The following is a 12,899-nucleotide window of genomic DNA, read 5'->3' on the forward strand; positions in this document are numbered from 1 at the left end:
TCCGATGGCGGGGGAGAACACGGTCCGGCTCAGACCGCCCGCCAACCGCCTGGACCGGCGGGCCGTCACCTGGTGGCGTGTGCAGTGCCTGCTGACCGCGGCCGTGCCCGTCGGGGTGCTCGTCGTGCTGGCCGCGTTCATCGAGCCCGCCGGCCGCTGGCTGCTCGTCGCGGCCGGAGCGCTGGCAGTGCTGGGGCTCGCCGGAACCGCCTTCTTCCCCGCCTGGTGGTATCGGGTGCACCGCTGGGAGGTGACCGACGAGGCCGTGTACGTCCGCACGGGCGCGCTCTGGCAGGAGTGGCGGATCGCGCCCATGTCCCGGATCCAGACGGTGGACACGATGCGTGGACCGCTGGAGCAGGCGTTCCGGCTGGCGACGGTGACCGTCACCACCGCCTCCGCGCGGGGCGAGATCAGGATTCAGGGCCTGGACCATGAAACGGCGGCGGACCTCGCCGAGCAGCTGACCAGGATCACCCAGGCCACGCCGGGAGACGCGACATGAACGCGCCTGCACCCGGCGCCGGAGGCCATGGGGCGTCCACGCCCGCGCCCGCGCCCGTGCCCACGCCCGTGCCCGGGCCCGCACCCCGGTCCGGGGCCGGGTGCGGGCCCGCGCCGCACGGCGACGTATGGCGGCGGCTCGACACCCGCACCGTCTGGGTGACAGGGCTCGTCATGACCGGCGTCGCCGGGGGCGCGGCCCTGCCCGCGTTCTTCGGGCTCGCCGGGGCCCTTCCGCTGTGGCAGGCAGCCGCTCTGGTGCTGGCCGGGGGCGTCCTGGTCGTCGCGGCGGCCGTGGCCGCGGACTATGTGCGCTGGCGCAGAACCCGCTATCGCATCGGGCCCGAGCGCGCCGAACTCCACACCGGGCTGCTGCTGATAAAGCGCCGCTCCCTGGCCAGAGAACGGATCCGCAGCGTCGATCTGACGGCCAATGTGCTGCAACGGGTGTTCGGTCTGGTGAAAGTGCGCATCGGCACCGGAGAACAGACCGGGACCGGCGAGTCCACGCTGGAGCTGGACCCCGTCCCCAAGGCGGAGGGGGAACGGCTCCGCCGGGAGCTGATCGCAGGCGCCCCACGTGCCGAGTCCGCGGAACACCACCGCGACGGCCTGCTCGCGGCACTGGATCCACGGTGGATCCGCTATGCGCCGGTCTCCTTCGTCGCGCCCGTCCTCGGCGGTGCGGCGGTGGGCGCGGTGATGCAGGTCAGCGAGTGGTTCGGGCTGCAGGGTGAAGTAGTCGAATGGACCCGGGACCGGTTCCTGACCACGCCTGTCGCGCTGACCGTCGCGGTCCTGGCCCTCGCGGCGCTCGTCGCCGGCGTCGTCGGCGCCCTCGCCTTCTGGGTCGAGATGTGGTGGGGCTACCGGCTGGAGCGGGAGCCGGGCGGCGCCCTGCGGGTGCGCAGGGGCCTGCTCACATCCCGCTCGATCTCCATCGAGGAGCGGCGGCTGCGCGGAGTCGACCTCGTCGAGCCGCTCGGCGTACGGCTGTTCGGAGCGGGACGGCTGGACGCGGTCGCCACCGGACTGGTCAGGGAGGACGACCACAAGCACGCAGGTCACCAGGCGCTGCTCCCCGCGGTTCCCGCGGCCACGGCGCACGAGGTGGCGGCGCGGGTCCTCAAGGAGTCCTCGACGCCCACGGGCACGCCGCTGACCGTCCATCCGCCGGCGGCACGGACCCGCAGGCTCCGACGGGCGGTCACAGGCGTGCTGGCCCCGGCCGCGCTGTTCGCCGCGCTGGGCGTCCGGGTCGATCCCGTCCTGCTCTCCGTCGCCGCGGGATGGACGGCGGTGGGAGTGCCGCTCGCGGCGCTCCTCGCGCGCGACGCGTACCGGAACCTGGGGCATGGGCTCAGCGGCGCGTATCTGGTCGCACGCAGCGGCACGATGCGGCGCTCCACAGTGGCGCTCCAGCGGAGCGGAGTCATCGGCTGGACGGTCCGTCAGTCCTGCTTCCAGCGGCGGGCGGGGCTGATCACCCTCACCGCGACGACGGCCGCGGGAGCGGGCGGGTACGACGTCCACGACGCGGACGAGAGCGAGGGGCTGTGCTTCGCGGCCGCAGCGGTCCCCGGCGTACTTGGCCCCTTTCTGCGGCCCGCCCAGGAGAAGGAGCCCGGTTGATCGCGGCGGCCGAAGGGGGGTGATCATGGTGGGCATGACATCAACGAGCCGTCGCACGATCCTCACCGCCTTCGCTGCCGCCGCCGTCACCGGCCCCCTGCTCGGCGGCGTCGCCGCACCGCCCGCCCATGCCGCCGATGACCTCTACGACTCCAACACCGACCTGTACACGCAGCTTGCGGGCATGGAGGGCACGGACTTCGCCCGCCGCTACCGGCGGCACCAGTACTTCGACGACAGCCTCGGCCAGTCCTCCCCCTGCAACCGCACCACCGTCATGGCACTGCACGGCGGCAGCATCGAGACCGGCACCTCCGAGCTCTGCCTCGGCATTGCCGGCTACCGGCCCGACAGCCTGACGCCGATTCAGGACGGCCACGGCGTCCACGACTACTGGATGTTCGAAGGGCTGAAGAGCGGGGGGAACAGCGTGCTGCATGTGACCTCCACCCACAACGACGACCATGTGGCGGTGTCCATGGCCGCGAGCAGCCTCAATGTGCTGAGCCTGCACGGCTGCTCCACCACGTCGGCCGGGGGGAGCGACGTCGTGGTCGTCGGCGGCCGCAACGAGCGCTTCAAGACGCTGCTGAAGCAGGAGTTCACCGCGGCGGGCATCGGCTGGCGGGACGGCAGCGAGGTCCCGCACCTCGCGGGCGTCTCCACCGCCAATCTGTGCAACCGCACCATGCTCGGAAAGGGCGCACAGCTGGAGATCACCTCAGATCTGCGGGCCGCGATGTTCGACGTCAACACCCGCGCAGGCCGGGCCGGCAGCACCAACGAGGACTTCGACGCCTTCGTGGGCGCCTGCCGCAGGGCGATCGCCACCCTGGAGACCGACCCCGACCAGGTCATCCTCTGAAGACGACGGCGGGGACCGGTCCGCAGCCTCGCGGCCAGAGCCGCCTTACTACGCCGGGGGATACAGATCCCGCGGAAGCCGGGACGCCGCGGCCGCGTCGAGCAGCCAGAGCGTCCGGCTGCGGCCGTACGCGCCCGCGGCAGGGGCCTGGATCTCACCCGCGCCGGAGAGGGCGATCGCCGCCGCCTTCGCCTTGTCCTCGCCCGCCGCCAGCAGCCACACCTCACGCGCCGATCGGATCGCGGGAAGCGTCAGCGAGATCCGGGTCGGCGGCGGCTTGGGCGCGCCATGGACGCCGACGACCGTGCGCTCCGTCTCGCGGACCCCGGGAAGCTCCGGGAAGAGCGAGGCGACATGTGTGTCCGGGCCGACGCCCAGCATCAGGACGTCGAACGACGGCACCGCGGCGTGGTTCTCCGGCCTTGCCGCGGCGGCGAGTTCGGCCGCGTACGCGGCGGCTGCGGCATCCGCGTCGCCGCCCCACTCGCCGTCGGAGGCGGGCATGGCGTGCACCCGCGACGGATCGACCGGCACCCGGTCCAGCAGCGCCTCCCGGGCCTGCGTGACATTGCGCTCCGCATCGCCCTCGGGAAGGAACCTCTCGTCGCCCCACCACAGGTCCAGCCGCCGCCAGTCGACCGCGTCACGGGCCGGGGAGGCGGCGAGCGCGGCCAGCAGGGCGTTGCCGTTGCGGCCGCCCGTGAGCACCACGGAGGCCGTGCCGCGTGCGGACTGGGCGTCCACGATCCGGGTGATCAGCCGGGCGGCGGCGGCCTGCGCCATCAGAGCCTTGTCGTGGTGCACCACGAGCTGACGGGCGGTCATTTCGCCGCCGCCTTCTTCGCGGCCGCCGACTTTCCGTCGGCCTGGCCTCTCGCCGCCCCCTCGGTCCCGGTCCCACCGGAGGCGGAGTCACCGGCCGCGTGCTCGGCGGCCGTCGCGGCGGAGAGGTTCTCCACACCGAACCGGAGCGCCGACGCATAGGTGTCGTCCGGGTCCAGCCGCCGCAGCTCCTCCGCGATCAGCTCGGCCGTGTCGCGCCGCTTCAGCGCCACCGCACGCTTGGGCTGACCCTGGATCGACAGTGTCGCCAGCGAACCGTCCGCGCGGTCCAGCACGATCGGCCCGCAGGTCGTCTCCATCCGCACCGCCGTCAGCCCGGGGCCCTTCGACCGAATCCGCCGCACCGGCACCTGCAGCCGGTCCGCCAGCCACATGGCGAGCAGCTCGCCACTGGGGTTGAACTCCTCACCGGCCACCTCCACCGAGGTGACATCGCAGTCGACCTGGTCCAGCGCGGCCGCCAGCATGGAGCGCCACGGCGTGATCCGGGTCCAGGCCAGATCCGTGTCGCCGGGTGTGTACGCCGCGGCGCGCGCGGCCAGCTCCCGCACCGGGTGCTCGGCCGCGTACGTGTCCGTCACCCGGCGCTGCGCCAGCGCGCCCAGCGGGTCGTGGGCGGGGTCGACCGGCGCGTTCACCGGCCACCACACGACCACCGGGGCGTCGGGCAGCAGCAGCGGCAGCACCACCGACTGGGCGTGGTCGACCACCTCGCCGTACAGCCGCAGCACAACCGTCTCACCGCCGGTCCCGGCGTCCGCGCCGACGCGCACCTCGGCGTCCAGCCGCGCCTTCGCGCGGTCGCGCGGCGAGCGCGAGATCCTCTTGATGACCACCAGGGTGCGCGAGGGGTGTTCGCGGGAGGCCTCGCTCGCCGCCTTCAGGGCGTCGTAGGCGTTCTCCTCGTCGGTGACGATGACCAGGGTCAGCACCATGCCGACGGTCGGCGTGCCGATGGCCCGCCGCCCCCGCACCAGCGCCTTGTTGACCTTGCTGGCCGTGGTGTCCGTAAGGTCGATCTTCATGGCCGACGCCAGCTCCGTCCGTCTCGTGCGAGCATCTCGTCCGCCTCGGCCGGACCCCAGGTGCCGGCGGGATACTGCGCGGGCCTGCCGTTCTTGCTCCAGAACTCCTCGATCGGATCGAGGATCTTCCAGGACAGTTCGACCTCCTCGAGCCGCGGGAAGAGGTTGGAGTCGCCCAGCAGCACATCGAGGAGCAGCCGCTCATAGGCTTCCGGGCTGGACTCGGTGAAGGACTCGCCGTATGCGAAGTCCATCGAGACGTCCCGCACCTCCATCGACGTCCCCGGCACCTTGGAGCCGAACCGCATGGTCACGCCCTCGTCCGGCTGCACCCGGATGACCAGGGCGTTCTGCCCCAGCTCCTGGGTCGCCGTGTGGTCGAAGGGCGAATGCGGAGCACGCTGGAAGACCACCGCGATCTCCGTCACCCGGCGGCCCAGCCGCTTGCCGGTGCGCAGATAGAAGGGGACGCCCGCCCAGCGGCGGTTGTCGATCCCAAGCTTGATCGCGGCGTAGGTGTCGGTCTTTGACTGGGGGTCGATGCCCTCTTCCTCGAGATAGCCGACGGCCTTCTCACCGCCCTGCCAGCCGGCCGCGTACTGTCCGCGCACGGTGCCCTCCGCCAGGTCCTTCGGCAGCTTCACCGCACCGAGCACCTTGGTCTTCTCCGCCGCGAGGGCGTCCGCGTCAAAGGACAGCGGCTCCTCCATCGCGGTCAGCGCCAGCAGCTGGAGCAGATGGTTCTGGATGACGTCACGGGCCGCGCCGATGCCGTCGTAGTAGCCCGCCCGGCCGCCGATGCCGATGTCCTCGGCCATGGTGATCTGCACATGGTCGACGAACGACCGGTTCCAGACCGGTTCGAAGAGGGTGTTGGCGAAGCGCAGCGCCAGAATGTTCTGGACGGTCTCCTTGCCCAGATAGTGGTCGATCCGGAAGACCTGCTCCGGCGAGAACACCTCATGGACGATCGAGTTGAGCTCCTTAGCGGAGGTCAGATCATGGCCGAAGGGCTTCTCGATGACGGCGCGCCGCCAGGAGCCGCCCTGTTGGTCCGCCAGTCCGTGCTTCTTGAGCTGCTGCACGACCTTGGGGAAGAACTTCGGCGGCACGGAGAGGTAGAAGGCGAAGTTGCCACCGGTGCCCTGGGCCTTGTCGAGGTCCTCGATGGTGGCCTTGAGCTGTTCGAAGGCGTCGTCGTCGTCGAAGTTGCCCTGGACGAAGCGCATTCCCTGGATGAGCTGCTGCCAGACCTCCTCACGGAAGGGGGTGCGCGCATGCTGCTTGACGGCGTCGTGCACCTCCTGAGCGAAGTCCTCGTCCTGCCACTCACGACGGGCGAAGCCGACCAGCGAGAAGCCCGGCGGCAGCAGCCCGCGGTTGGCCAGGTCATACACCGCCGGCATCAGCTTTTTACGTGACAAATCGCCCGTGACGCCAAAGATGACCAGACCCGACGGCCCCGCGATCCGCGGGAGCCGTCGGTCTGCAGCGTCACGGAGCGGGTTCGCTCCGATCACACCGGACAAGGTGGGTCAGCCCTCCGACGGGGTGAGGCGCTCGAGCTCCGCCTCGGTCGACTTGAGCAGGTCGTTCCAGGACGCCTCGAACTTCTCGACGCCCTCGTCCTCCAGCAGCTGCACCACGTCGTCGTAGGAGATGCCGAGCTTCGCCAGGGCGTCCAGGTCGGCGCGCGCCTGCTCGTAGGAGCCGCGCACCGTGTCGCCGGTGATCTCGCCGTGGTCGGCGGTCGCCTCCAGCGTGGCCTCGGGCATGGTGTTCACCGTGCCGGGCGCGACCAGCTCGTCGACGTACAGCGTGTCCTTGTACGCCGGGTCCTTCACACCGGTCGACGCCCACAGCGGACGCTGGCGGTTGGCCTGCGCCTTGTCCAGCACCGCCCAGCGGTCGGATGCGAACACCTCTTCGTACGCCTCGTACGCCAGGCGGGCGTTGGCGAGAGCCGCCTTGCCGCGCAGCTCCTTGGCCTCAGGGGTGCCCAGCGCGTCCAGCCGCTTGTCGATCTCGGTGTCCACACGGGACACGAAGAACGACGCCACCGACTGGATCTTGGACAGGTCCAGGCCGCGCTCCTTGGCCTTCTCCAGACCGGCCAGGTAGGCGTCCATCACCTCGCGGTAGCGCTCCAGCGAGAAGATCAGCGTCACATTGACGCTGATGCCCAGGCCGATCACCTCGGTGATCGCCGGCAGGCCCGCCTTGGTGGCCGGGATCTTGATCAGCGTGTTCGGCCGGTCCACCAGCCAGGCGAGCTGCTTGGCCTCGGCGACGGTGGCCGCCGTGTTGTGGGCAAGGCGCGGGTCCACCTCGATGGAGACCCGGCCGTCCTGACCGCCGGTGGCGTCGAAGACCGGACGCAGGATGTCGGCCGCGTCCCGCACATCCGCCGTCGTGATCATGCGGACGGCTTCCTCGACGGTCACCTTGCGCACGGCGAGGTCCGCGAGCTGCTGCTCGTAGCCGTCGCCGCCGCTGATCGCCTTCTGGAAGATCGAAGGGTTGGTGGTGACGCCCACGACGTGCTGCTCGTCGATCAGCTCGGCCAGATTGCCGGAGGTGATCCGCTTGCGCGACAGGTCGTCCAGCCAGATCGCGACGCCTTCGTCGGAAAGGCGCTTGAGTGCGTCTGTCATGAGAGTTGCATCTCCTAGTCCTTGTGCAGAATGCGTATGACGCCGTCAGCGCGCGGCGGCCGCGATCGATTCCCGCGCGGCCGCGGCGACCGCCTCGGCAGTGAAGCCGAACTCGCGGAAGAGGACCTTGCCGTCCGCCGAAGCGCCGAAGTGCTCCAGCGAAACGATGCGGCCCGCATCTCCCGCATAGCGGTGCCAGGTCAGACCGATCCCGGCCTCGACCGCCACCCGCGCCTTCACCGACGGCGGCAGCACGTTGTCGCGGTACCCCTGCTCCTGCTCCTCGAACCACTCCACGGACGGCATCGACACCACCCGGGTCGGGATGCCCTCGGCCTGCAGCTGCTCCCGCGCCGCGACCGCGAGCTGCACCTCGGAGCCGGTGCCGATCAGCACGACCTGCGGCGCGGCGCTCTGCCCGGACGGCCCTTCGGCCTCGAACAGCACATAGCCGCCCTTCGCCGCGTCCTCGTTGCGGTCGTACGTCGGCACGCCCTGCCGGGTCAGCGCCAGACCGTGCGGGGCGCCGACGCCGAACTCCTTGGTGTGGCGCTTGAGGATCTCGCGCCAGGCGATCGCCGTCTCGTTCGCGTCGGCGGGGCGGACGATGTTCAGACCCGGGATAGCGCGCAGCGACGCCAGATGCTCCACCGGCTGGTGGGTCGGGCCGTCCTCGCCCAGGCCGATCGAGTCGTGCGTCCAGACGTACGTCACCGGCAGGTGCATCAGCGCGGACAGCCGCACCGCGTTGCGCATGTAGTCGGAGAAGACGAGGAAAGTGCCGCCGTAGATGCGGGTGTTGCCGTGCAGCGCGATGCCGTTCATCACCGCGGCCATCGCATGCTCGCGGATGCCGAAGTGGATCGTGCGGCCGTACGGGTCGGCCTCCGGCAGCGGGTTGCCCTCGGGCAGGAACGACGACGTCTTGTCGATCGTGGTGTTGTTGGAGCCCGCCAGGTCGGCGGAGCCGCCCCACAGCTCGGGCACGACCGCGCCCAGCGCCTGGAGCACCTTGCCGGAGGCGGCGCGTGTGGCGATGGAGTGGCCGGTCTCGAACTCGGGAAGGGCGTCCTCCCAGTCCGCCGGCAGCTCGCCCGCGCGGATCCGGTCGAACGCGGCCGCACGCTCGGGGTTGGCGGTGCGCCAGGCGGCGAACCCCTTCTCCCACTCGCCGCGCGCCTCACGGCCGCGGTCCAGCGCCCGGCGGGTGTGCTCGATGACCGCGTCGGACACCTCGAAGTCCTGCTCCGGGTCAAAGCCCAGGACGCGCTTGGTGGCCGCTACCTCCTCGTCGCCCAGCGCCGAGCCGTGCGCGGCCTCGGTGTTCTGCGCGTTCGGAGCCGGCCAGGCGATGATCGAGCGGGCGGCGATGAAGGACGGCCGCTCGGTCTCCTCCTGCGCCGCCTTCAGCGCGCGGTAGAGGCCCGCCGGGTCGAGGTCGCCGTCGGGCAGCTGCTCCACGCGCTGCACATGCCAGCCGTAGGCCTCGTACCGCTTCAGGGTGTCCTCGGAGACGGCCGTCTCCGTGTCGCCCTCGATCGAGATGTGGTTGTCGTCCCAGAGGAGGACCAGATTGCCCAGCTTCTGGTGACCTGCCAGCGAGGACGCCTCGGCGGCGATGCCCTCCTGGAGGCAGCCGTCACCCGCGATCACCCAGACGGTGTGGTCGAACGGGCTCTCGCCCTGCGGCGTCTCCGGGTCGAACAGACCGCGCTCGTAGCGGGCGGCCATGGCCATGCCCACGGCGTTGGCGACGCCCTGGCCCAGCGGGCCGGTCGTCGTCTCGACGCCCGCGGTGTGGCCGTACTCCGGGTGGCCGGGGGTCTTGGAACCCCAGGTGCGGAAGGCCTTCAGATCGTCCAGCTCCAGCCCGTACCCGGCGAGGTAGAGCTGGATGTACAGGGTCAGAGACGAGTGGCCCGCGGACAGCACGAACCGGTCACGGCCGGTCCAGTCGGGGTCCGCCGGGTCGTGCCGCATCAGCTTCTGGAAGAGAACATAAGCGGCGGGGGCCAGGCTCATGGCCGTACCCGGATGGCCGTTGCCGACCTTCTGTACGGAATCCATGGCCAGGACCCGGGCGGTGTCAACGGCCCGCCGGTCCGATTCGGTCCACTCGAGGTCTGTCGTGGTCGGCTTGGTGCTCACCCTGAGTCAGGGCTCCTCTCCACATGTCGAATCCCGGTGACTGAGAGCGCACCGGGCGCTGTCGAGCCTACCCTCGCCCGGACGCTCATCCATTCGAGCGCCTGATCGGGCGCGGACGGCGGACGATACGGGCATCCGTACTGCCAGAGTGCCGCCCGCTCCGGTGCTTCGCCTCCCGGCGGCAGGCGTGGGCGGCGGCCGGGGCGGCGGCGGGTGTGACGGCACGGTTCCCGGGCCGGATGCCGACTCGAACAACGCTGCGAACGACGCCGCGGACGATGCCGCAACAACGCTGTCAACGACGCCGCGGACAAAGCCGCGAACGACGGCGCGAATGACGGCTCGACCATGGGCATGACCGTGTATACGCGCGGCATGCGGTTGCCGCTCAACACGATCCCACCCCGGCGGAGAACGGCATATGGGCAACGTCTAGAGTGGCGTGGTACGCGCAAGTCTTTACCGGGTCTTCACTCCCGGAGCTTGCTGGGATTTCTCTGTCAGGGGTGTGCGTGACGGCCGTCGAGTCCCGACCCGCAGGGGTCGTCTTGACTCCCAGCCCGGGGGGCCATCGGCCGTTCGGGGCCCGCGTCAAGGCATTCGTGGCTCTGACCAAGCCGCGGATCATCGAGCTGCTGCTGATCACCACCGTGCCGGTGATGTTCCTGGCCGCTCAGGGGGTACCGGACCTCCGGCTGGTGCTGGCCACCTGCATCGGCGGCTACCTCTCCGCGGGCGGCGCGAACGCGCTGAACATGTACATCGACCGCGACATCGACGCGCTGATGGACCGCACCGCGCAGCGTCCCCTGGTCACCGGCATGGTCTCGCCCCGTGAGGGCCTCGTCTTCGGCGTCACCCTGGCCTTCGTCTCCACCCTCTGGTTCGGGCTGCTCGTCAACTGGCTGTCCGCCGCCCTCGCCCTCGGCGCGCTTCTCTTCTATGTCGTCGTCTACACGATGATCCTCAAGCGCCGCACCGCGCAGAACATCGTCTGGGGCGGCATCGCCGGCTGTATGCCGGTGCTGATCGGCTGGTCCGCGGTGACCGACTCGATGTCGTGGGCCGCGGTGATCCTCTTCCTCGTCATCTTCTTCTGGACGCCGCCGCACTACTGGCCGCTGTCGATGAAGGTGAAGGACGACTACGCGCGCGTGGGCGTGCCGATGCTGCCTGTCATCGCCTCCAACCGGACCGTGGCGCGGCAGATCGTCGTCTACAGCTGGGTCATGGTCGGCGTCTCGCTGCTGCTGCAGCCACTCGGCTACACCGGCTGGTTCTACACCGCGGTCGCCCTGGCCACCGGCGGCTGGTGGCTGTGGGAGGCGCATGCGCTCCAGGCGCGGGCCAAGGCAGGCGTCACCGGCGGCAAGCTCAAGGAGATGCGGCTCTTCCACTGGTCGATCACCTATGTGTCGCTGCTGTTCGTCGCGGTCGCCGTGGACCCGTTCCTGCGGTAGCCGCCGTCCCGCCCGCGCGTGGTCCACGCCACCGTGCCCGGCGGTCGCCATGTGATCTACTCGTCGGTAGCATCGTGGTTATGGAGACCCAGTCAGACGCCCGCGCCGAGCGCCGCGCGGCCAAGCTCGCCAAGCAGATCAGCGCGTTCGCCAAGCAGCACGGCGGCGCCGAGGGCCAGCTCGCCTACCTCGGCCAGATGGGCACCCGCATCGTGCTCGTCGGCGAGGACGGCGGCTGGGGCGACCTGGTGGCCCCGAGCCATGCGATCGCCCAGGCGGCGGCCGAGAAGGCCGGGCTCACCCTGCACGAGTCGTTCGACGGCGACTTCGCGGCGAAGGTGCGGACCGGGCCGTACGAGTGGACGAGGATGGCCGGCATCCAGCTGGGCGGCCCGGCCAATCCCTGAGGCCAGGCAACACCTCCACCCGGGGCCGCGCGTTAGGACTGTGACTGCACGGTCTGCGCCTGGGAGCCCCGGATGATCGACGCCGCGTCTGTGGCGAACCTCGTGGATCAGCACTGCCACGGCGTGCTCCGCACCGAGCTCGGCATCGGCGCCTTCGAGGCGTGTCTCGGCAGGACGGCGAGCCCGCCCGCGCCGGGCACCACGTTCTTCGACACGCAGACCGGCTTCGCGGTACGGCGCTGGTGTCCGCCGCTGCTGGACCTGGAGCCGCACTGCCCGCCGGCCCGCTATCTCGCCCGGCGCCGGGAGCTCGGCGTCCTGGAGGCGGCGCGGCGGCTGCTGAGGGGGAGCGGCATCGCCACCTACCTGGTGGACACCGGGCTGCCCGGGGACCTCACCGGGCCGTCGGAGATCGCCGCGGCGGGCACGGCCGAGGCGCGGGAGATCGTCCGTCTCGAACTCCTCGCCGAACAGGTCGCCGACACCTCCGGCACCGTGGAGTCCTTTCTGGCGAACCTCGCCGAGGCCGTCCACGGCGCCGCGGCCGACGCCGTCGCCTTCACCTCGGTCGCCGGCGTGAAGACGCCGCTGGCCGACTCATCCGACCCCCCGGGGCCCGGCGAGGTCCGCTGTGCTGCAGGGCGCTGGCTGGCCGGGCGCGCCGTCGGCGACCGCCTCGACGACCCCGTCCTCGTACGGCATCTTCTGTGGATCGCCGTGGCCTCCGGGCTGCCGCTGCAGCTCCACGTCGGGGTGGCGGACCCGCTGATCCTCGCGTCCTTCGCCGAGGCGACCGCCGGGCTCGGCACGGATCTCGTCCTGCTCGGCGGCTATCCGCGCCACCGCCACGCGGCGCATCTGACGAGCGTCTTCCCCCATGTGTACGCGGATCTCGGCCCAGCCCTGACGCACACCGGCACCCGGGCGGCGGCCGTTCTCGCCGAGATCCTGGAGCTCGCTCCCTTCGGGAAGCTCCTCTTCTCCAGCGGAGCTCGCGTGCTGCCCGAACTCCACGTCGTCGGAGCCCGGAGCTTCCGCGAGGCACTGGGCCGGGTGCTGGGCGGCTGGGTCGCCGAAGGGGCGTGGAGCCTTCAGGACGCCCGGCGGGTCGCAGCGATGATCGCCGAGGGCAACGCCCGCCGCGTCTACGGCCTCGCGCCGGCGGACCGGCTCCGGGCCCCCGCCGTCTGCCGGGGCTGACGGCGGGGCGGAGGGCCGGACCAGCCCCTGCCCCACCACGGCGGGAAGCCGTCCCCGGCGGGAAGCCGGAGCCGGTCGTACGGCGGGGCTGTGGTCGGCTCGCAGCCGCGACAGACGTGCTGGGAGCGGGGCGCGCCGGAACGGTCGCACCCGGACGGCCG

Annotated in this window: 11 protein-coding genes; 6 read left to right on the forward strand and 5 right to left on the reverse strand. The window is 71.3% G+C overall.

Annotated elements, in window-relative coordinates; genetic code table 11:
• Positions 1–4 precede the first annotated feature (4 nt).
• From QCN29_RS16225 to QCN29_RS16235, 3 genes are read left to right on the forward strand one after another with little or no spacing between them, the layout of a single operon-like run.
• Positions 5–505, forward strand: a complete 501-nt coding sequence (locus QCN29_RS16225; protein ID WP_279928799.1) for a PH domain-containing protein — start codon at positions 5–7, stop codon at positions 503–505.
• On the forward strand, positions 502–2,136 hold the full coding sequence (locus QCN29_RS16230) for a PH domain-containing protein (protein WP_279928800.1): 1,635 nt from the start codon (positions 502–504) through the stop codon (positions 2,134–2,136). Before QCN29_RS16225 ends, QCN29_RS16230 begins: the two co-directional genes overlap by 4 nt.
• Before the next feature lie 34 nt (positions 2,137–2,170).
• Entirely contained in the window at positions 2,171–3,001 is an 831-nt protein-coding gene (locus tag QCN29_RS16235) for a poly-gamma-glutamate hydrolase family protein (RefSeq protein WP_279928801.1), read from the forward strand.
• A 48-nt stretch (positions 3,002–3,049) separates the two neighbouring features.
• Here QCN29_RS16235 and pgl read toward each other — a convergent pair whose 3' ends face one another.
• The 5 genes from pgl to tkt are packed head-to-tail and all read right to left on the reverse strand — an operon-like array spanning position 3,050 to position 9,671.
• Positions 3,050–3,826, reverse strand: coding sequence for a 6-phosphogluconolactonase (gene pgl / locus QCN29_RS16240; protein ID WP_240135873.1), 777 nt, complete (start codon positions 3,824–3,826; stop codon positions 3,050–3,052).
• Complete coding sequence (gene opcA, locus QCN29_RS16245) at positions 3,823–4,869, reverse strand: glucose-6-phosphate dehydrogenase assembly protein OpcA (RefSeq protein ID WP_279928802.1); 1,047 nt, start codon at positions 4,867–4,869, stop codon at positions 3,823–3,825. The genes pgl and opcA overlap by 4 nt, the downstream gene beginning before the upstream one ends.
• Positions 4,866–6,389: a glucose-6-phosphate dehydrogenase gene (zwf, locus tag QCN29_RS16250; RefSeq protein ID WP_279928803.1), complete on the reverse strand. Its 1,524-nt coding sequence runs from the start codon at positions 6,387–6,389 to the stop codon at positions 4,866–4,868. Before zwf ends, opcA begins: the two co-directional genes overlap by 4 nt.
• Positions 6,390–6,404: 15 nt before the next feature.
• A complete protein-coding gene (gene tal / locus QCN29_RS16255; protein ID WP_279928804.1) occupies positions 6,405–7,523 on the reverse strand; it encodes a transaldolase in 1,119 nt (372 codons plus the stop codon).
• A 45-nt stretch (positions 7,524–7,568) separates the two neighbouring features.
• Entirely contained in the window at positions 7,569–9,671 is a 2,103-nt protein-coding gene (tkt, locus tag QCN29_RS16260; protein ID WP_279928806.1) for a transketolase, read from the reverse strand.
• Between the two features lie 512 nt (positions 9,672–10,183).
• On the opposite strand from tkt, the gene QCN29_RS16265 reads away from it, so the two are divergent.
• From QCN29_RS16265 to QCN29_RS16275, 3 genes are all read left to right on the forward strand, one after another.
• The gene (locus tag QCN29_RS16265; RefSeq protein ID WP_240135868.1) at positions 10,184–11,131 is read left to right on the forward strand and encodes a heme o synthase; all 948 of its coding nucleotides are present in this window, start codon (positions 10,184–10,186) and stop codon (positions 11,129–11,131) included.
• An 80-nt stretch (positions 11,132–11,211) separates the two neighbouring features.
• Positions 11,212–11,538 carry a hypothetical protein gene (locus QCN29_RS16270; protein ID WP_279928807.1) on the forward strand — a complete coding sequence of 109 codons (327 nt, stop codon included), beginning with the start codon at positions 11,212–11,214 and terminating at the stop codon, positions 11,536–11,538.
• 72 nt (positions 11,539–11,610) lie between these two features.
• Positions 11,611–12,738, forward strand: coding sequence for an amidohydrolase family protein (locus tag QCN29_RS16275; protein ID WP_279928808.1), 1,128 nt, complete (start codon positions 11,611–11,613; stop codon positions 12,736–12,738).
• Positions 12,739–12,899 lie beyond the last annotated feature (161 nt).

It is taken from the genome of Streptomyces chengmaiensis (assembly GCF_029846775.1).
GTDB classification, from domain to species: domain Bacteria; phylum Actinomycetota; class Actinomycetes; order Streptomycetales; family Streptomycetaceae; genus Streptomyces; species Streptomyces chengmaiensis.